The following is a 19,320-nucleotide window of genomic DNA, read 5'->3' on the forward strand; positions in this document are numbered from 1 at the left end:
TATGTTCATATAAATGAATTACATTGCAAAAATATAAAATTATAATCATTCAAAACAACGATATAAAATTTTTTGTTTTTGAAAAATTCAATGGATTATATTTATTTAAATTTAGCATAAATCCAAAAATATAAGAGGAGAACAAAAAATACTCTATAAACAGAAAATACTTTATAAAGGCTAGAGAAACAGCCAAAGAGCTGGAGCGGGTAGCGGGAATCGAACCCGCGCGTTCAGCTTGGGAAGCTGACAGGCTACCATTACATCATACCCGCAAAATGCGTGACACACGGATGCAATCTTTAATGCTTTTTGTCAAGCACCCTCTCATCAAAGTGGTTTAAAATGTTTTGACAGTTTCAATCCCTGTGCCTGATAATTCGAGCCGAGATCACGCCCGTAGAGGGATTTCGGATGCCTCAACATATGTTCATAAACGAGATGGCCGACGATTTGTCCGTGTTCGAGGATGAAGGGAACTTCATGGCTGCGCACTTCAAGAACGGCGCGTGAGCCTTTGCCACCCGCTTCATTATTGCCGAAACCGGGGTCGAAGAAACCGGCATAGTGAACACGAAATTCGCCGATCAACGGGTCAAACGGTGTCATTTCGGCAGCAAAGAGCGGCGGGACGTGAACCGCCTCACGCGAGACGAGAATATAAAACTCGTCCGGATCAAGGATAAGCGAATGGGAACCCCGATCATAAATCGGCTCCCAAAAATCGAGCACATCAGCCACGCCGCGCTTATCCACGTCGATAACGCCGGTATGATGTTTGCCGCGATAGCCGACAAGTCCGTTTGAATTTCCTGTAAGATCAATCGAAAGCCCGACACCGCTTGCGGTAATATTGGGGTGGTCATCGGAAACCAGCATTTCTTTTTTGTGAAGGGCCAAGAGTTCGCTTTCATTCAACCCGCTCTTTCCTTTACGGAAACGGATTTGCGACAATCTTGAACCGGTGCGGACAATAACAGGAAATGTACGCGGGCTTATTTCGAGGTAAAGTTGCCCATGATAACCACTGGTGACCTTATCAAATTCTTGTGCGTAATCGGTTATAATACGGGTAAAAATATCCAGTCGTCCGGTTGAACTTTTCGGATTGGCAGAGGCACTCAATTCGTCAGAAAGTGCGAGTGTCTCGATAAGCGGGACAATATAGACACACCCCGTTTCAAGCACCGCACCATTTTCGAGATCGAATTCATGAAGCTTGAATTGTTCAAGTTTATCAATCACTTGTTTTTCAGGGCCAGGCAGAAAAGAAGCACGGACACGATAGGCTTTTTTGCCCAATCGCAAATCGAGACTGGCCGGTTGTATCTGATCTTTGTCTAACGGGCGATCCGATTTCAAAATATTGTTTTCAAATAAACCCTGAATATCGCTATCTGCCAGAATGCCGCTTGAGCGTGCCATGATGACTACCTTTTCCTGTTTTCCATTCTCTCTTTAACCTGTTCACGGATTGACGCAAGCGGTTGAAGGGCATATGGAAGATTTATCCCGTGGTGATTTGGGCCGGCCGGCTTGCAGCCACGCTTGGGGTTATGGAATATAAACGCGTTCGGATGACAACGTAAAGTCTTCGGTGCCAATTCCATTCACCCCCTTGAAATGCTAAAAGGCCGTAAGATCAAGCGGACTTTTGGCATCTTGTTTTTCAATCTTTACCATGACGGCAAAGGTTTTTTGATGAAAGCAGGTGACTTATGACACTTAATCCGCATCGTAAATACCGTACCGCTACAGAAATGGTTCATGCGGGGGCTCAACGCTCTCCTTATGGAGAAGTCTGTGAAGCGATTTATTTAACCCAGGGCTTTACCTATCCGAGTGCCGAAGCGGCCGAAAGGCGTTTTGACGGAGAGGATCCGGGCTTTGTCTATTCACGTTATGCCAATCCGACCACAGATATGTTTGAAAAACGTATGTGTGCTTTGGAAGGGGCTGAAAGTGCGCGCGCACTTGCTTCGGGAATGGCCGCTGTTTCGACAGCTATTTTATGTTTTGTGAAAGCGGGCGACCATTTTGTTGCAGCCCGCTCCATGTTCGGTTCCTGCCGTTATATCATTGAAAAAGTTTTGCCCCGTTATGGCGTCGAGGTTTCAATCATTGACGGGCGTAAAATCGAAAATTGGGAAAAGGCAATTCGCCCCAATACACGCGGGATATTTTTTGAAACGCCTGCCAATCCGACTTTGGAAATGGTCGACATTAAAGCGGTTTCGGAACTTGCCCATAAAGTTGGCGCAACTGTGATTGTCGATAATGTATTCGCAACACCGCTTTATCAAAAGCCGCTCGAACTTGGTGCTGATGTCGTTGTCTATTCAACCACCAAACATATTGACGGGCATGGACGTTGTCTCGGTGGAATGATTTTATCGAGTGAAGAATGGATGACAGAAAATTTGCAGGACTTCTTCCGCCATACGGGACCCGGCATGAGTCCCTATGTCGCATGGCTTATGTTGAAAAGTCTTGAAACGCTCCCTCTTCGTGTCGAGGAAATGACACGCTCGGCAGCAAAACTTGCCGATTTTATCAGCGGGCATAAAGCGGTCGCAAAATGCATTTATCCGGGGCGTGATGACCACCCGCAAAGGGATATTGTAAAAAAACAGATGACCGGCGGTTCGACAATGATTGCCTTTGAATTGAAGGGTGGCAAAAAGGCTGCTTTTTCATTCTGCAACCATCTGACAATACCGCTTATTTCCAATAATCTTGGAGATACACGTTCTATCATGACCCATCCGGCAACCACAACGCACCAGAGCATCGGCCCCGAAGCACGTGCCGAACTTGGTATCAGTGACGGATTGTTGCGTTTTTCGGTTGGTCTCGAAGATGTCGACGATTTGTTGGAAGATGTCGAACAGGCATTGAACGCTACACTCTGATAAATCCATTTTCCGGATTATTCACAAATATGAGCGCGAGCTTTTTAAAAAGCTTGCGCTTTTTTAAATGGATTTATCTATTCAAGGGGGGATAATGCCGGAGCGAGAATGTGCTTTCGCTATACGCGGGTTTGTAAATCGGTTATAATGACTTCATGACAATACATCATCTCAGTGAAACCGTAATTAACCAGATTGCAGCGGGCGAAGTGATCGAGCGTCCGGCAAGTGTGGTCAAAGAACTCGTCGAAAATGCTATTGATGCCGGTGCGACACGGATAGAAATTGTAACGGCTGGTGGCGGAAAAAGCCTGATCCGCGTGTCGGATAACGGGTGCGGTATTGCAGAGGACGAACTTGAACTGGCAATATCGCGTCATTGCACCTCCAAACTCGACGATAATGTTCACGACATCCATTCACTCGGATTTCGTGGTGAAGCTTTGCCGTCAATCGGGTCGGTTTCAAAGTTGAAACTGGTGTCACGTAGAGCTTCTTCGGAACATGCGGCTGAAATCGTTGTCAATGCCGGACATGTTGATGGGCCGCGTCCCGCAGCCGGTAACGCGGGAACAATTGTCGAAGTGCGTGATCTTTTTTACGTCACACCGGCACGTCTCAAATTCATGAAAACAGACCGTGCCGAAACCAATGCGATAACCGATATTGTCAAACGGATTGCCATTGCATTTCCGAATGTCCGGTTTTCGCTTTCCGGTACAGATCGCTCGATGCTCGATTATCCCGCGACCGGTACAGGAGAAGAGGCACAATTACAGCGCATCACCCAGATTATGGGAAAAGATTTTGCCCCCAACGTTATTACTCTTGACGCGGTAAGAGAAGGGGTGGAGCTTAAAGGCTTTGCGGGCATACCGTCATTCAATCGGGGTAACAGTCTCCATCAGTTTGCTTATGTGAACGGCCGACCGGTGCGCGATAAATTGATATTGGGCGCTATTCGCGGGGCTTATGCCGATGCGATGGCGCGCGACCGCTATGCGGTTTGTGTGCTTTTCATCAATCTTCCTTCATCCGATGTCGATGTCAATGTCCATCCGGCAAAGGCGGATGTGCGTTTTCGCGATCAGAGTTTAGTGCGCGGGCTTATTGTTGGTGGCATTCGCGAAGCTTTAAGCCATGCCGGCATTCACCCCGCAACGACGGGGGCGGACGCAATGCTCAAAAGTTTCCGCCCTGATGGCATACCACTATCATCATCTGTTCCACCGCGCCCGACTTTTCTTAATAATAGAGCTTTTTCCTATAATTCTTTTTCAAGAGCGCCTGTGCCACCGGCCGCACAAATGGTCAACAAGCCGCTTTATACAACACCTTCATCAGGCTTCAATGAAGACTATGGAAATGTGTTGGGTGATCTCGATCAACCGACGACCGATAGCCGTCCGGCAATGGAAATTCCAACTGTCGAGGAACAGCGTTTTCCCCTTGGTGCTGCACGCGCCCAAATCCACAAAAACTATATTATCGCCCAAACTGAAGACAGCCTTATTATTGTCGATCAACATGCAGCACATGAGAGGCTGGTTTACGAGGCTTTGAAACAGGCGCTCTATTCCAAGCCTTTGCCATCCCAAATGTTGCTTATTCCGGAGATCGTGGAATTGCCGGAAGAAGATGCAACCCGGCTTTTGGCACATGCAGAGACATTGCAAAAATTCGGGTTGAAAATCGAAGCATTCGGCCCCGGTGCCGTCGCGGTTCGCGAAACACCGGCCATGCTTGGCGAGGTGGATGTCAAAGGCCTTATTGCCGATTTGGCCGATGAAGCTGCCGATTATGATACAACAAACGGTTTGAAAGCGATGCTCGATTATGTTGCGGCAACCATGGCCTGTCACGGCTCGGTGCGTTCCGGCCGCTTGTTGCGGGCGGAAGAAATGAATGCGCTTTTACGCCAGATGGAAGCAACTCCGGGTTCCGGAACTTGTAATCACGGACGCCCGACCTATGTCGAGTTGAAACTTACCGATATTGAAAGATTGTTCGGCCGCCGTTGATTGTTTTGATTTTGAAAGGCTTGCGGGTGTCTGTTCGTAACCGTCACTTAAGAACCGACGGTTCTGGATGAAAAAACCGGTTCGCGGCTTTGTCTGCCAATTTTATGCGCCCGAACAGGCTTTATGATGCGCCCGAAATTATGCGCCCGAAATTATGCGGCCGAACTTATGCAACCGGAATTATGTGGCCGAATTAAATCGGGAACGCTTCGGATGATCGGGGTCTCGTGTTTATTTCTAAAAAACAGCTTCGCCTTTCCGTTTACCGTGAAGTCATTTGTTGAAATTTACCGATGTGGTTCTCTTCTCTTAACAAAACCGTCCGGCTTCCGGTTTGGACAGTTCGTTGCGGATGAGTGCTGAAAGCCTGAATGACAAAAATCCTGAACGAAAACGAAAACCTCGTCGATGAGATAATGGTTAGAGGAGATAAAAAGTGAACCTCTCAAAATGACCGACAGGTTTGAACACTTATCAATAGTTTCGTGAGCGAAGGATTTAAGGCTTTTATAGTTTTACCCGACGCTTTATAATGATCGCCAATGAGCAATCTGAAAGGTTTAGAATAATGATGTTTCCCGGTGGTGAACGCGAGGCACAACTCCATTACCTGAGTGGCGATTATGAAGTTTTAACACACGGAACTTATGTTTTATGTGCAATTACAGGCGAGAAAATTCCGTTGGACGAACTGAGATACTGGAGTGCGCCCCGTCAGGAAGCTTATGCAAGTTGCGAAATTTCCTATCGCCGTGAACTTGAATGCGATCCCCGTTTACGTAAGCTTTTAGGCACAACACTTAAAAAATAAATGTTATTGCCGGTTTATGCATTGATTTCAATAAAAGCGCCTATTCGGGGCGCTTTTTGTTTTTTATTCTTCAAAAGTGCGGTTTTTGAACGCTTCGAGTGTTTCGTTTATCCGTTGCTTACAAAAATCCGCATCATCAAATTGAACCTCGACATCGAACACAACAAGATTTTCAAGCTTTTTGTCCTGCCCATCGGTTTTTAAACGGGCAAAATCCTTTGCGGTGGTAGCAATGGAAAGATGCTCTGCCTTGGCCGTGCCCCTAATGTCATCAAGATCGAAATCTGTATAAAAATGATGGTCGGCATAAATTCGCGTTTGTTCAACTTTGCCTTCCAATTCGCCAATTGAGCGGAAAAATTTTTGCGGATTTCCTATGCCTGCAAAGGCCAGAAATTTTTTGCCCGAAACAGTATCGCTGGCAGAGGGCAGAAGATGGGCAAAGTTCAACGGTTTTGCTGCACGGGCTGCCATATGGATAACTTCGTTACCTTTGTTCCCATTGCCGATCATCAGCACACCGTCGGTATAGGCAAGTTGGGTTACAAGCGGTGCACGGAGCGGCCCCGCCGGAAACACTGCATTGTTCCCCAAGCCCCTAAGGCCATCCACTACCATCAAAGCATAGTCAATGAAGAGACGACGACTTTGGAAGCCGTCATCCATCAAAATAAAATTGCAGCCTTGCTGTTTTAAAAGTTTTGCTGCTTCCAACCGGTCGGTGGCTACGGCAACAAGTGCATGTCGGGCAAGAAGCAATGGTTCGTCACCGACTTCGCGCGCTTTATCCATTTGCGCGTCGACCAGATGGGCACTGCGAATTTCACCACCATAACCACGCGAAACAATGCCCGGATTAAGACCAAGTTTTTTGGCCGCTTCTGCAAGGCTGATAACAACGGGCGTTTTTCCCGTTCCACCAAGCGTAAAATTGCCGACACATAAAACCGGAAGGTCAATCACCGGAACATTTTCCCGTTCCATTCTACGGCGGGCAAAAAAACCGTAAATCCATGAAACCGGAAGTAAAAGCCAACGCATGACTTTCTGTTCATTCCACCAGAAGTCCGGCGCTTCACCAACCATGATTGGTATCCTGATGATGAAGCTTGGCCTGCATAATCAAAGGATCAATAAACGGGCGTAACACTTTTAATGTGCGTTCCAGTGCTCCGCTCATATTGGTGGCCGTGTCATAGGCCGCCTCGATCATTTCATAGCGTAACGGTTCATGTGTTAAAAGTGTATTGAGCTGGACAGCCAATTGCGTGGCATCTTCAACGACTCTCGCCGCATTATTGGCAAAAAATACATCGAATGTATCTTTGAAATTTTCCACATGCGGGCCTGTCAGGATAGCTGACCCCAAAAGCGCCGGTTCAAGCGGATTGTGCCCTCCGGTTTCCGTTAAAGATTTGCCGATAAAGGATACTTTTGCAAGTTGCAAAAACACTCCCATTTCACCAATCGTATCAACGAGTATAATATCGGTATCCTCATCGGGCATCCGTTTTTCACTGTGTCGAATAACGTGAAGGGACTTCTTTTCAAGTTCTTCCATGATCGCGTCAGCCCGTTCGGGGTGACGGGGCACAATGATTGTCAAAAGATTGGGTAGCCGTGTTTTTAAAGCGATATGAACTTCGGCAGCAATATTTTCTTCACCCTCATGGGTGGAAATCGCCGCCCAAACCAGCCGGTTATGCAGACTTTCCCGATATTGCATTAACAGATTTTTGTCGGCTTCCGGTGCAATATCCGCTTTCAGATTTCCTGAAACCGCAACTGTTTTGACGCCGAGCGCATGATATTGTTCGGCATCACTTTCGCTTTGACCAATGGCAGCATCAATCTGCCTGAAAATATGCGAAGCGAGAGCCGGCCGTTTTTGCCATGAATGGAATGAACGAGCGGACATATGTGCATTCACCATAACTTGCGGGATATGACGGCGCGCAAGCCCGTTGATTCGTAAGGGCCAGATTTCGGATTCGCAGACAAGTGCCAGATCGGGTTTCCAATGGTCAAGAAATCTTCTGATTGCCGGTTTAACATCAAGTGGTGCAAACTGGTGGATAACGCGACTGCCAAAGCGGTTTTCAATGAGACTTGCAGATGTAACAGTGCCGGTTGTCAAAAGAACATTGATATGAAGCTGCAAAATACGCTCGATCAGAGGAACCAGTGCCAGCGTTTCCCCGACACTTGCCGCATGAAGCCAGATAAGCGGCCCTTCAGGGCGCTTTTTATTGGTACGCCCCATACGTTCGCGTTTGCGGTGCGGGTCTTCCTTGCCGCGTGCGGCCCTTATCGACAGATAGAACGGAACGAGTGGACTAATCAGGCCGCCTGCCATGCGATAAAGATATAGCGCTGTGCGAGCCTTGAATTCCTTCATAGTGCTCCCCCCTATTTTCTTTCTTTGAGGCGTTTTTCTGCCTCGTCGGTCAGACGGTTCATTATATCAGAAAGTTCGATGCGTTTTTGTTCCATAAGGTCTTCATCTGCATCTTCCGGCACATAGAACGCATCTCCCATAAGAAATATAGAATGTCCAAAAGGGAGCGGAATTACGGTTTTGTCCCATGTTTTTTCGAGAATTTTCACGTGTGAAAAAGAATATATATAGGGAATAATGGGGCGACCGGAAATTTTTGCCAGTAAAATAATGCCTTTTCCGGCTTCCCGCGCTTTTCCATGGGCAATATCGGCAATCATTGCCGCTGTTTTACCTTCTTGCAATGCACGTTTCAATGTAAGAAGTGCCCGTGCACCGCCTTTGTCGGTATTCTGGTGCTTGGATCGCCCGCCCGAACCGCGCACTGTTTCAAGTCCCAGTTTTTCGCCGACTCTTGCATTGATTTCGGCATCGGCAGAGCGGGAAAACATGGCAATGATATGTTCTTTTTTAGGGCGCAAGAACGGCCCCATAATATGGCGCCCGTGCCAGAAAGTGATGATAAAAGGATTGTAGGCATCATGGGCTTTTTGCGGGTCATCAGAACCTTTAAGCCGTGGATTGGTCCAATAAACCAGCCGCAAATAATTGGCCATCAGTGACACGACAATCGCTTTGGTGACGCGTGCATTCATCAAAGGATAGCGAATTTTGCGCCATAAGCGGTTTAAAATGCCCGATTTTTTCTTCTTTTTTTGCTCAGTCATTCAATTGTCGAACCGATCACTTTTAACACGGACGGTCGCAACCCTCTTGTTGGAAGACAAACACAGCCTGCAAAGGCGTTTCGAGAGCGCCTTTGCCTGATACGAGTGCATTGTCATACTCTCCTGTCAAGATCAAGAGAAGCCAACCGAATGCACTACCGAGAATATAAAAATGCTTCAAAAAGCGTTAAAATTATAGTGTTTCGTTTCAAAACTGGCAAATAGCTATTTGCTGTCGGAATGTTCAGGATCCAGCAAGCGGTGAAGGTGAACAATGAAATAACGTTGCAATGCATTATCGACGCTCGATTGGGCTTTTGCCCGCCATGCGGCCTCGGCCGACTTATAATCAGGAAAAATTCCTACAATATCTAGTTTATCGAGATCACGAAATTCATTGCTATCAAGGTTTTTTAATTCTCCACCAAAGACCAGATGCAATAATTGTTTCGGTTCACCTGTCGTGCTCATATATACCTCCTGTTATTGCCTTACCCGTATCCGGATTCCGGAAGGATTACCGCAATCGGGTTTTTCGGACAATATCTACCATGTTATCAAGCCGACCTTTGATACATGCAATCAAAAAATCGTGTTCATAGGGCAGATTTCCGTAAACGGGAGGCACGTTATTGAAGTCCTGTATCAAACCGCCACATTCCTGCAAAATAAGATCAGCAGCAGCAATATCCCAATCATGGCTCTCGGGCTTTATCAGGACGATGTCTATTTTGCCTTCGGCAGCAAGTGCAATACGATAGGCAAGAGAGGGGAGATAATGTGCAAAATTGACCTTTGATTTGAAGGTTTCCGGTAACTTTGCTTCAAATTTTCCGGTTGCAGAAACAACGAGTTTCCCCTCATGCCCTTCAAGAAGCGGAAGCTTATTGCCATTAAGACTGGCACCTTTGCCACGTTCCGCCTTGTAGACAGAACGGGTTGCAGGGCAATCAAGAACGCCGACTTGCGAAATTCCCTCTTCGATCACTGCCACCGATACACACCAATGATGGGAGCCGGAAAGAAAGCCGCGTGTTCCGTCAATCGGATCGACCACAAAATATCTTTGATAGTGCCTGTCCGGACGTTCGTCTTTGGTTTCTTCGGAAATCCAGCCATAATCGGGGCGGGCGGCCAATAAGAGTTCTTTGAGAACTTTATCGGCAGCAAAATCGGCTTCGCTTACCGGTGAATTTCCGGGTTTGATCCAGACTTTCGGATCCCGACCGAAATAGCTGAATGCTGTTTTCCCTGCTTGTCGAGCAGCATTGCTGATAAGCTCCAGATCTTCGGAATTGGTCGTATTATTTGCCTGCAAGGGTCATTCCTTCAATCAACAGAGTGGGGGCTGCCGTGCCATAGCGGCGGTCAATGTCGCTTGCCGGTGTCAGATGTGACAACATATCAATGAGATTGGAACCGAGAGTGACTTCACTTACCGGATAGGCAAGTTCACCATTTTCAATCCAGAACCCCGATGCACCACGGCTATATTGACCGGTCACAAGATCAACGCCATGGCCGAAGAGTTCGGTTACGTAAAAACCGGTTTTGATTGCCTTCATCATATCTTCAGGTGTCTGATTTCCCGGTTCAATTGCAAAATTGGTGCTTGCCGGTTGCACAGAAGAAGCCGAGCGTACCCCGTGCCCATTGGTTTGAAGGTGAAGTTCACGTGCGACGGATGATGATAGAAACCAGTGTTCGAGAACGCCATTCTCGATAATATTCAAGGCCATTCCTTCCACACCTTCCCCGTCAAAGGGGCGGGAAGCATTTCCGCGCTTTTTCAATGGCTGATCGGTTATGGTAATTGTCGGCTTCATAATTTGTTCGCCCATGCGATTTTGCAACAGGCTGGTTTTACGTGCAACAGCAGCACCATTCACCATTGAAGCAATGTGTCCGGCAATGCCGCGTGCCATTCTCGGCTCGAAAATAACATTGACAGTTCCGGTTTTCGGCTTTTGCGCATTCAATCGTCTCACCGCACGCTCGCCGGCATTTTTCCCGATTTTTGTTGTTTTATCTAGGTCTTCATGGTGAAGAGCTGTCGTGTAATCATAGTCACGTTCCATTGCCGTTCCTTCACCGGCAAGTGCGCTGCATGAATAAGAAAAACGGCTTGATTGATAGCTACCGCAAAATCCGTCGCTGGTGACAAGAACCAGTCCGCCGCTACCATAGGCAGATGTTGCACCACCGGAATTTGTAACACCCTTGACCGATAGGGAAGCATTTTCGATTTCGAGAGCTTCTTCTGTCAGACGTTCGCTATCCGGAACAAATGGATCATAAAGATCAAGATCTTTGGGATTTTTCACAAGGAGAGAGCGGTCAGCCAAACCTTCAAAAGGATTTTCAGGCGAAACTTTAGCCATGGCAACCGCACGTTCTGCGAGACTTGCCGGATCTGCCGAAAGATTGGCCGAAATGCTTGCAACTTTTTTGCCGACAAACACGCGCAATGAAAAGTCATCATTTTCGGAAGCTTCGGTTGCTTCCACTTTTCCAAGCCTTACCGATACACTAACCGAACGCGAGCGAATGATGACCGCATCAGCACTGTCGGCGCCGGCTTTGCGCGCAGCCTCTACAAGGGCAGACGCTTTATCAATTTGGCTGTTGTGAACCATAGAAGATTCCTCTTAATCATTTCGCTCAAGATTTATAAAAACTTGCGCAATAAAACTCAATTCTTTTCATAAAATATATATGAAGAAGTCTGCCGAGCCTATTTCAAGTGACAAAAATTGGAAAACGTTTTGAACAAACCCGTTTTTTCAACAAACAGGCATTAACCTTTTAGAGGGGCGGCGGTTTTTTCATAAAGCCCGCCGGTATTATTTAAAATTTCCGGTTTTGAACGGTTTTGCCGGTCGAAAGAAGGAAGCTTCTTCCATAAGCCGGAAGATAGAGCCTCTGACTGGTACAAGACCTTATACGGGAAGATATTTTGAAAATGGCGTCAAAGGCAGTGATGAATGATACGCGTTTGGATTGGAAAATATATTGCGGTTTTTGGGGATTCGATGTCGATTTTAAGAAACCGGCATCGAACAATTCATTTTAACCTTTGGATGGCCCGATCACCAATAAAGCAGGTTCCGGACGAAGCAGCTTTTCAGCAATCGCTTTTATTTGTTCACGCGTTACAGCATTGATAAGTGCCTGACGTTTTTCAATATAATCTATCGGCAAATTTTCATCCTGTAGGCCGACAAGTGTTGCGGCAATGTCGGAAGATGATCCCATATTCTGCACAGCATAGGAACCGATGACATAGCTCTTGGCATCTTCAAGTTCCTGTTCACTCACCCCGTCGTCGGCCATTTTTTTGACTTCATTGCGAATTGTAGCGAGCGTTTTTTGTGCCTCGCTTGAACGTGTGCCGGTCGAGACAGCCAAGGCTGCCGAATGTTCATAAAGCATGAGTGAAGAACCGACCGTGTAGGCAAGGCCGCGTTTTTCACGGACTTCCGAGAACAGACGCGATGTGAGCCCCGGCCCGCCCAGAATATAATTCATGAGATAAGCAGCAAAAAATTGAGGATCATTACGTTTGACACCGGGGTAAACAAGCATCAGGGATGTTTGCGGCAAATCATAATTGACATTGGCCATACCGCCGAGATTGAGCTTGGCTTCTTCTATTTTTTGAAGGTCTGCTTTTTCCGGCAGAGCACCGAATATTTTGTCGATTATTGTTGCCGCTTCTTCCGCCTTCACCGGCCCGACAATGCCGATATGAATATTGTCGCGGGCAAACATGGCATGATGTGCTTTAAGAAGATCGTCACGACTTATAGTGCCTAATGTTTCCGGTGTTCCTTCTCCCTTTTTTGAATAAGGATGTTTGCCATAAATCAATGTCAAAAGACGGTTCTGAGCAATGGTCTTCGGGTCTTTTTCGGAAGCTTTAAGCTCGGCAACCAGTTGTTCGCGGATACGCTCGATCGCTTCGTTATCAAAGCGCGGCTTTTGAACAGCAAGAGCCAGCAAATTGATAGCCTCGTTTCTTTTATCGGCGAGCATTTTCATGTTTCCGCGCATCCGGTCGCGATTAACCGAAAATGCCATTTCAGCACCGAGATCATCAAGACGCCCCTGAAATGCTTGTGAGTCGAGATCACCGGCACCTTCGTCAAAAAGGCCTGTCATCAAATTTGCCAAACCTTCTTTGCCTTCAGGATCCTGCGTTGTTCCCCCGCCAATAGAAAATTGTATGGAAACAACCGGTACAGTATTGTCTTCCACAAGCCAGCCGTGAAGGCCTTTTTTCGACGTTACATTTTCGATGTTCAACGCACCGGCAACGGATACGCCCAATCCGAGACTTAAAAATAGTGAAAAAGCAAGGATCGAGGCACGATGGAAAATATGCGGTTTCTTGTTCATAGCGACCCTCATTTGCTTTTCTTTTGTTGGTTTACGTCGTGTGGCAGGGCTTCGTGAACGGGCGGCAACAAATAGCTGGTTACGCTTTTGTCCGTATCAAGATAACGGTTGGCAACGGCTTTGATATCGTCTGTCGTCACTTCCTTCAGCCGCTCCGGCCAATGGGTAACATCATCAATATTCATGCCGACGGAAAGGGAACTTCCGTATATTTGTGCGAGACCGGCCGGACTATCGAGAGAGAATATCATATTCTTGATAAAACGATTGCGCGCCTGATCGAGCTCGGTTTTAGTGACGCCATTCTTGCGAATATCTGCAATTTCATCGGCAATTTGTTGTTGGACATCGTCGAGGCTTGCCTCGCCGCGAGGCATTCCATAGAGGTAAAACAAACCGTCATCAACAGCATTGCCGCTATAATTGGCACCGACAGATGCTGCCGACCCGTTTTTGACAACCAGCTTCTGGTAAAGCCGTCCCCGTGGTGCGCCTCCTAAAATTTCACCAAGCAAATCAAGTGCTTCGGCTTCATTTTTGACTTTTGTATTATGGTAGGAGGGAACCACCCACATTTTCTGGAAACTCGGTTCACTCACCCGCGGGTCATGCATTGTCACAGTGCGAAGTGTTCTTTTTTCCGGTTCTTGCGGGCGGATACGCGGGCCGATTTCAGAACGAACCGGCAATTTTCCGTAAATGTCGGAAGCCATTTCGCGCACTTTTTCCGCTGTAACATCGCCCGATATAATAAGCGTTGCGTTATTCGGGGTGTAATATTTATTGTAAAAATCAATCGCATCATCACGTGTCAACTTTTCCATTTCCTGTTTCCACCCGATAACAGGATTATGGTAGGGGCTGTTCATGAATAATGTTGCCCGCGTTTCTTCGGCAAGTATGGCATCAGGGCTGTTGTCGGTGCGCATCCGCCGTTCTTCGATAATAACATTTCTTTCAGGCGCGATCACGTCATCCGTTAAAACCAGATTTTCCATCCGGTCTGCTTCAAACTTCATAATTGTTTCGAGATAATCGGAAGCAACGCTTTGATAGTAACCGGTATAGTCATAGGACGTGAATGCATTTTCTTCCCCACCGATTCTGGCAATGAATTTGGAAAATTCACCGTCTTTATGGGTGGCAGTGCCTTTAAACATCAAATGTTCGAGAAAATGGGCAATACCGGTATGTCCCTTCGGCTCGTCGGCCGAACCGACATGATACCAGATCATCTGTGTAACAACCGGCGCCCGATGATTTTCGATCACAACAACTTGAAGTCCATTTTTCAAGGTAAAACTTTGCGTTGGACCGGATTTTGTAATTTCAGGAAGATCAGTTTTGTCTGAAGCTGTCATTTGTTGCTCCGTCGGATTTTTCCCGCTGGTCTCTTCGGCATAAAGGGGAAAAAGCGCGCTTGTAGACAAAAGAACGCCGAACGTCGCTTTTAAAACCGTTTTTCTCATCAATTCAGGCACAGGCAAAACCTCTCTCGGCTGTTTCATCACAATTGTAACATATAGATATAAATAATTGTGCCACCATAATGACGCTCATCGTCAAGCTTAAAAATTTCCGGTAAACGAATTGTGGCCTCTTTGGTCTCTTCAAGTACAAAAAGCGCACCATTTTTAACCCAGTGGCCATCAACAGCGGCAGAAAAAGCTTGTTCGCCGAGGCCACGGCCATAAGGCGGGTCGGCAAACACAATGTCGAACGGCTGCATCGTTCCGATCTGCCCCAAACGGGTCGCATCGCGGCGCAACAGGCGGGTAACACCCTGTAACCCGAAGGCTTCGATATTTTTATGGATTAATCCGCGCCCTTCAACCGATTGCTCGACAAAAGTGCAGGTTTCCGCACCACGCGAAAGCGCTTCAATGCCGAGCGCACCGGTTCCCGAAAACAGATCAAGCACGCGCTTGCCATTCCAGAAATTATCTTGACGCGATCCCAGAATATTGAACAGGCTTTCACGCGTGCGGTCGGTTGTCGGGCGGATTGCCTGACCGGCAGGCGTTGCAAGATGGCGTCCGGAAAATTTACCGCCGACGACCCGCACTCGCTCCTCCATCCGGTCGACCGGAACGTTGGCTGCCGGTACGCCCATTTCCTTTTGTGCCGCCCTTACGATCTAAAAATTTGCCGGTTTTTGCAGGCTTACCGGCAAAGGCTTTTTTAACGCCGCGGTCATTTTTGGAGGAAAATGGTCTTTCAGACCGATTTCCGGAAAAATGTGCCGAACTTCTTTGTTCTACCCCATCGGAATTTTCCGATTTGTAATGGCGGCGCGGAAAGCCGAAACCACCTTCGCTACTCTTTGAAGAACTGTGATATTTTCTTTCAGAGCGATCAAATTTTCTTTCCGGCCGATCAAAGTCCTGATTTTTAGAAAATTTCCGTTCCGTAAGATATTTTCTTGGTGGTCTTCCGGCAGCCGGGGAAGATTTATGGCGAAAGGATTTCTTTTCACCTGCAAATTCGTGATTGTGCCCGTGATCGGGGCTATCGTTTTCCGATCGTCTATAAGTTCCGGTTTTCGGATAATCCCTGTTGTTCCGATAGCCTGTCGGGCCTTCGGGGTCTTCCGACGAGCGCTCTTTACGGAATTTCCGTTTGAAATCGGGTTTGCGGGCCGATTTATCGAAATGTTTTTCACGGCGGTCAAAATGTGTGTCGCTCTCGCTTTGCGAAGCACGATGCGGATGACGGCGAGCGGCTCTCTCTTCAAAGCCGTTATCATTTCTTTCCTGTTCATCTCTCATCCGCCAGAATTTCTTATGCGCGGTTTGAGGGCGGGCGCCGGGAGCCATCCAGACATTGGAACTGCGCAATCGCTGAGGTTCGGCTTCGGGCTTTTTCTCGAAAGCTTTTTTAAAGGGTGCAGATTTACTGCCGAATTTACCGCCCCGTTTATTGAAACTGTCCGGCCTTGTTGAAAGCTGGTCGCGGCCACGTTCGGCAAAATCGGCTTTTTTCCAACGTTTGTAAAAACGGGGGGCTTCCGGTGTTGAAGAAATCCAGCCGTCATCCGAAACAGCCGGTTTTTCGCGCGGCTTTTGTTCACCAACGACAGGCGCATTGGAAAACGGTTTCAAAATCGGCAAATCGAAATCGGCATTAGCCTCTTCGATAAGGCGTTCGCCCAACTGGTCGCGCAATGTGCGGCCTTTGAGTTCCCGCACCGCACCTTCTTCAAGGTCGGCAAGCTGGAAGGGACCGAAAGAGATGCGGATAAGACGTGTGACGGTCAGTCCCAGAGCGCCCAGAATATTCTTGACCTCGCGGTTTTTACCTTCTCGTAAAGCCACTGTCAGCCAGACATTCGTTCCTTGTTCTCGTTCAAGGGTTGCTTCTACAGCCCCATAAAAAATACCGTCTATGGCAATACCGTCTTTCAATGTGTCAAGATCGGCTTGCGTGACTTTGCCGTGTGCACGAACACGATATTTGCGCACCCAACCGGTTGACGGTAATTCGAGAACACGGGCAAGCCCTCCGTCATTTGTGAGAAGCAGCAAGCCTTCTGTGTTAATATCGAGCCGTCCGACCGAAAGAACGCGCGGCATTCCCTCTGGCAAGCTGTCAAATACCGTAGGACGACCTTCCGGATCACGGTTGGTTGTCACCAGTCCGGCGCGTTTGTGGTAAAGCCAGACGCGGGTGCGCTCAATGGGGGGCAAGGGTTTGCCATCAACGGTAATCGCATCTGTGCGTTTGACATTGAATGCAGGCGTATCAAGAACTTTACCGTTAACCGCAATACGCCCTGCTGCAATCATGGTTTCAGCGTCACGCCGTGATGCAATTCCGGCGCGTGCCAATCTTTTGGCAATACGTTCGCTGCCATCGCTTTCTTCGGGGGTCTTTTCCCTTGACTGTTTGGGGGCTTTCTTTCCACGCGGGTCGAAATTATTTCTTGTATCCCCCCGGTCATTTTGCGGTTTCTTATTGCCGCGATCATATGTCATCTCACATTATCCTTTAGAAGCACCGGGGCGCATTGTTCATTTTTAACCGCTCTAGCTTATTTTTTTCTGATATGGAATCTCTTTCATCAGGTGTTTTCTGCTAAACTGTCATAAATGACATAAATGGTCGATAAAATCCAATTGTTCCGGAGCTTCAGGCGACTGAAAGGCAAAAATGACAAAAACGCCAATGGAAATAGCTTTTGATGAAGCCTTGATTGCAAATACCAACGACGAAGTGCCGGTCGGTGCTGTTATTACCAAAGCGGGTAAAATCATCGCCAAGGCTTCCAACCTGACGCATAGGAATTTCGATCCGACAGGTCATGCGGAGATACGGGTTATTCGTATGGCGTGCGAGGCGCTTCAAAGCGAGCGATTGATAGATTGCGATCTTTATGTGACTTTGGAGCCCTGTACAATGTGCGCGGCTGCCATATCTTTTGCACGTATAAGGCGACTTTATTTTGCCGCAGGCGACGAAAAAGGCGGCGCGGTTGAACATGGTGTGCGCTTTTATCATCAGGCAACTTGTCATCATCGGCCGGAGTTTTATTCCGGTTTGGGTGAAAGACGGGCGTCCCTGTTGCTCAAGAATTTTTTTGCAGGAAAAAGGGAAGAATGATGAAAACAGTAAAATTCCCGAACGGTTCGCTCGTGCCCGCTTTAGGACAGGGAACATGGGGTATGGGCGAGGGAATAGCCCCCGTCGAAGCGGAAGCCGATTCTTTGCGTGCCGGTCTTGATCTGGGATTGAGGCTTATTGATACGGCCGAAATGTATGGAAACGGCGGATCCGAAAGAGTGGTTGGTGAAGCTCTTGTCGGGCGACGTGACGATGCCTTTGTTGTTTCAAAAGTTTTGCCAAGTCATGCTTCACGGAAAGGGACGATTGCTGCGTGCGAACGCAGCCTTAAAAATTTAAAAATCGAAAAAATAGACCTTTATCTTCTTCATTGGCAAAGCAGTATTCCTTTGAGCGAAACGGTGGAAGCTTTTGAACAACTTGTCGAACAAGGAAAAATCGGTTCCTGGGGTGTTAGCAATTTCGATACCGCACTCATGCAGAAACTCGAAGCTGTTTCGCTGAAGGGTCACATTGCAACAGACCAGATACTTTATAATCTGTCGCGTCGCGGGCCGGAATTCGACCTTATACCGTGGTGTGAAAAACGTGATATTCCGGTTATGGCCTATGCGCCGATCGAACAGGGGCGCATCATGAAAAACCGTGATCTGATCGCGCTTGCGGCAGAACTCGATATTGCCCCGTCTGTTCTTGCTCTGGCGTGGGTAATCCGCAATCCGCTGATGATTGCTATCCCGAAAACCTCGTCAATTAAACATTTGCGTGAAAACGTCAAAGCACTTGATCTCGCACTCGACAGGAATGTTTTAGAGCGACTTGATAAAATATTTTTGCCACCATCACAGAAACACCCGCTTGAGGTTATCTGAGAAACGTAAAAAAACTCTGTTTGAAAGCCGAATGTTTGAAACAAGCGGGTGGTGAGCGTTCAGAAAGACTGGACAACAGGAATGGCTGTTTTTTTGGCCTCTTGAAGCGAAGAAGAAGGGAAAAATCGCGAAGTTGACGAGAGAAACACTTATTTTAGAAAGTCCAACCTGTTCCTGAACACTTTGTTTGCTTGCCGGTTGGTTTGGTTTCCGGTCGGCTTGGTTGCCGGTCGGTTTTGTTGCCGGTTGGTTTGCTTGCTGGTTGGTTTGCTTGCTGGCCGGCTTGGTTGCCGTTCGGTTTGCTTGATAGTCGGTTTGGAAGCTCCAAAAGAAATCCACATTGATTGAAAATTGACTTAACGGGCAATTGAAACAAGTGAATGAATTGAATAAAGAACGCTATTTTTATCTCGTGTGTCTCGAATAAAAATGAACGACGAGACCTTCGCCCAAGGCGAGTTTGGAGGTTGCCCGAATAGCCGCATTTATCGAGACAAACAAGTCATTATATACATAGATTGCTATAGCCGTTTGATAGGGCGAAAAGTTTCAATCCGGTACTGGCTCTACTATTGCGTACA

Annotated in this window: 16 protein-coding genes, 1 tRNA gene and 1 riboswitch; of the genes, 5 read left to right on the top strand and 12 right to left on the bottom strand. The window is 47.4% G+C overall.

Annotated elements, in window-relative coordinates; translation table 11 throughout:
• Positions 1–201 precede the first annotated feature (201 nt).
• Together BBC0122_RS01710 and BBC0122_RS01715 are read right to left on the bottom strand one after the other, a co-directional pair.
• Positions 202–275: transfer RNA gene (locus tag BBC0122_RS01710), tRNA-Gly, on the bottom strand.
• A 55-nt stretch (positions 276–330) separates the two neighbouring features.
• Complete coding sequence (locus tag BBC0122_RS01715; protein WP_077990703.1) at positions 331–1,425, bottom strand: 2'-deoxycytidine 5'-triphosphate deaminase; 1,095 nt, start codon at positions 1,423–1,425, stop codon at positions 331–333.
• A 79-nt stretch (positions 1,426–1,504) separates the two neighbouring features.
• A riboswitch (SAM riboswitch) is annotated at positions 1,505–1,570 on the top strand.
• Positions 1,571–1,718: 148 nt separating this feature from the next.
• Between BBC0122_RS01715 and BBC0122_RS01720 the strand changes: the two genes are divergently transcribed.
• From BBC0122_RS01720 to BBC0122_RS01730, 3 genes are all read left to right on the top strand, one after another.
• Positions 1,719–2,912, top strand: a complete 1,194-nt coding sequence (locus BBC0122_RS01720; protein ID WP_077990704.1) for an O-succinylhomoserine sulfhydrylase — start codon at positions 1,719–1,721, stop codon at positions 2,910–2,912.
• 155 nt (positions 2,913–3,067) lie between these two features.
• The gene (mutL, locus tag BBC0122_RS01725; protein WP_077990706.1) at positions 3,068–4,933 is read left to right on the top strand and encodes a DNA mismatch repair endonuclease MutL; all 1,866 of its coding nucleotides are present in this window, start codon (positions 3,068–3,070) and stop codon (positions 4,931–4,933) included.
• Between the two features lie 571 nt (positions 4,934–5,504).
• Complete coding sequence (locus BBC0122_RS01730; RefSeq protein ID WP_075869960.1) at positions 5,505–5,744, top strand: DUF2093 domain-containing protein; 240 nt, start codon at positions 5,505–5,507, stop codon at positions 5,742–5,744.
• A 63-nt stretch (positions 5,745–5,807) separates the two neighbouring features.
• On the opposite strand, the gene lpxK is transcribed toward BBC0122_RS01730, so the two are convergent.
• The 10 genes from lpxK to BBC0122_RS01780 form a co-directional block, all read right to left on the bottom strand.
• Entirely contained in the window at positions 5,808–6,830 is a 1,023-nt protein-coding gene (gene lpxK, locus BBC0122_RS01735) for a tetraacyldisaccharide 4'-kinase (protein WP_077990707.1), read from the bottom strand.
• The gene (gene waaA, locus BBC0122_RS01740; RefSeq protein ID WP_077990709.1) at positions 6,820–8,142 is read right to left on the bottom strand and encodes a lipid IV(A) 3-deoxy-D-manno-octulosonic acid transferase; all 1,323 of its coding nucleotides are present in this window, start codon (positions 8,140–8,142) and stop codon (positions 6,820–6,822) included. The genes lpxK and waaA overlap by 11 nt, the downstream gene beginning before the upstream one ends.
• A gap of 11 nt (positions 8,143–8,153) precedes the next feature.
• On the bottom strand, positions 8,154–8,909 hold the full coding sequence (locus BBC0122_RS01745; protein WP_077990714.1) for a lysophospholipid acyltransferase family protein: 756 nt from the start codon (positions 8,907–8,909) through the stop codon (positions 8,154–8,156).
• 225 nt (positions 8,910–9,134) lie between these two features.
• A complete protein-coding gene (locus BBC0122_RS01750) occupies positions 9,135–9,380 on the bottom strand; it encodes a DUF4170 domain-containing protein (protein ID WP_077990715.1) in 246 nt (81 codons plus the stop codon).
• Between the two features lie 46 nt (positions 9,381–9,426).
• The gene (locus BBC0122_RS01755) at positions 9,427–10,227 is read right to left on the bottom strand and encodes a 3'(2'),5'-bisphosphate nucleotidase CysQ (RefSeq protein WP_077990717.1); all 801 of its coding nucleotides are present in this window, start codon (positions 10,225–10,227) and stop codon (positions 9,427–9,429) included.
• Positions 10,214–11,545 carry a TldD/PmbA family protein gene (locus tag BBC0122_RS01760; protein ID WP_077990720.1) on the bottom strand — a complete coding sequence of 444 codons (1,332 nt, stop codon included), beginning with the start codon at positions 11,543–11,545 and terminating at the stop codon, positions 10,214–10,216. Before BBC0122_RS01760 ends, BBC0122_RS01755 begins: the two co-directional genes overlap by 14 nt.
• Positions 11,546–11,978: 433 nt before the next feature.
• Positions 11,979–13,307, bottom strand: a complete 1,329-nt coding sequence (locus tag BBC0122_RS01765) for a M16 family metallopeptidase (protein ID WP_188318061.1) — start codon at positions 13,305–13,307, stop codon at positions 11,979–11,981.
• A gap of 8 nt (positions 13,308–13,315) precedes the next feature.
• Positions 13,316–14,668 carry a M16 family metallopeptidase gene (locus BBC0122_RS01770; protein ID WP_225868134.1) on the bottom strand — a complete coding sequence of 451 codons (1,353 nt, stop codon included), beginning with the start codon at positions 14,666–14,668 and terminating at the stop codon, positions 13,316–13,318.
• A 146-nt stretch (positions 14,669–14,814) separates the two neighbouring features.
• Positions 14,815–15,372 (bottom strand): 16S rRNA (guanine(966)-N(2))-methyltransferase RsmD, encoded by a 558-nt coding sequence (gene rsmD / locus BBC0122_RS01775; protein ID WP_236823791.1) that lies wholly within the window; start codon positions 15,370–15,372, stop codon positions 14,815–14,817.
• Positions 15,353–17,281 carry a pseudouridine synthase gene (locus BBC0122_RS01780; protein ID WP_077990725.1) on the bottom strand — a complete coding sequence of 643 codons (1,929 nt, stop codon included), beginning with the start codon at positions 17,279–17,281 and terminating at the stop codon, positions 15,353–15,355. Before BBC0122_RS01780 ends, rsmD begins: the two co-directional genes overlap by 20 nt.
• A 175-nt stretch (positions 17,282–17,456) precedes the next feature.
• Between BBC0122_RS01780 and BBC0122_RS01785 the strand changes: the two genes are divergently transcribed.
• Positions 17,457–17,906, top strand: a complete 450-nt coding sequence (locus BBC0122_RS01785; RefSeq protein ID WP_077990726.1) for a nucleoside deaminase — start codon at positions 17,457–17,459, stop codon at positions 17,904–17,906.
• Positions 17,906–18,739 carry an aldo/keto reductase gene (locus BBC0122_RS01790; RefSeq protein WP_077994414.1) on the top strand — a complete coding sequence of 278 codons (834 nt, stop codon included), beginning with the start codon at positions 17,906–17,908 and terminating at the stop codon, positions 18,737–18,739. The genes BBC0122_RS01785 and BBC0122_RS01790 overlap by 1 nt, the downstream gene beginning before the upstream one ends.
• The last annotated feature ends 581 nt before the right edge of the window (positions 18,740–19,320 follow it).

It is taken from the genome of Ditibartonella choladocola (genome assembly GCF_002007565.1).
Lineage (GTDB): Bacteria > Pseudomonadota > Alphaproteobacteria > Rhizobiales > Rhizobiaceae > Bartonella > Bartonella choladocola.

What these genes read in the sequence shown, in the direction of transcription:
- BBC0122_RS01715 (WP_077990703.1), bottom strand. Translation starts at nt 1,425, where the DNA reads ATGGCACGCTCAAGCGGCATTCTGGCAGATAGCGATATTCAGGGTTTA.
- BBC0122_RS01720 (WP_077990704.1), top strand. Translation starts at nt 1,719, where the DNA reads ATGACACTTAATCCGCATCGTAAATACCGTACCGCTACAGAAATGGTT.
- mutL (WP_077990706.1), top strand. Translation starts at nt 3,068, where the DNA reads ATGACAATACATCATCTCAGTGAAACCGTAATTAACCAGATTGCAGCG.
- BBC0122_RS01730 (WP_075869960.1), top strand. Translation starts at nt 5,505, where the DNA reads ATGTTTCCCGGTGGTGAACGCGAGGCACAACTCCATTACCTGAGTGGC.
- lpxK (WP_077990707.1), bottom strand. Translation starts at nt 6,830, where the DNA reads ATGGTTGGTGAAGCGCCGGACTTCTGGTGGAATGAACAGAAAGTCATG.
- waaA (WP_077990709.1), bottom strand. Translation starts at nt 8,142, where the DNA reads ATGAAGGAATTCAAGGCTCGCACAGCGCTATATCTTTATCGCATGGCA.
- BBC0122_RS01745 (WP_077990714.1), bottom strand. Translation starts at nt 8,909, where the DNA reads ATGACTGAGCAAAAAAAGAAGAAAAAATCGGGCATTTTAAACCGCTTA.
- BBC0122_RS01750 (WP_077990715.1), bottom strand. Translation starts at nt 9,380, where the DNA reads ATGAGCACGACAGGTGAACCGAAACAATTATTGCATCTGGTCTTTGGT.
- BBC0122_RS01760 (WP_077990720.1), bottom strand. Translation starts at nt 11,545, where the DNA reads ATGGTTCACAACAGCCAAATTGATAAAGCGTCTGCCCTTGTAGAGGCT.
- BBC0122_RS01765 (WP_188318061.1), bottom strand. Translation starts at nt 13,307, where the DNA reads ATGAACAAGAAACCGCATATTTTCCATCGTGCCTCGATCCTTGCTTTT.
- BBC0122_RS01770 (WP_225868134.1), bottom strand. Translation starts at nt 14,668, where the DNA reads ATGACAGCTTCAGACAAAACTGATCTTCCTGAAATTACAAAATCCGGT.
- BBC0122_RS01780 (WP_077990725.1), bottom strand. Translation starts at nt 17,281, where the DNA reads ATGACATATGATCGCGGCAATAAGAAACCGCAAAATGACCGGGGGGAT.
- BBC0122_RS01785 (WP_077990726.1), top strand. Translation starts at nt 17,457, where the DNA reads ATGACAAAAACGCCAATGGAAATAGCTTTTGATGAAGCCTTGATTGCA.
- BBC0122_RS01790 (WP_077994414.1), top strand. Translation starts at nt 17,906, where the DNA reads ATGAAAACAGTAAAATTCCCGAACGGTTCGCTCGTGCCCGCTTTAGGA.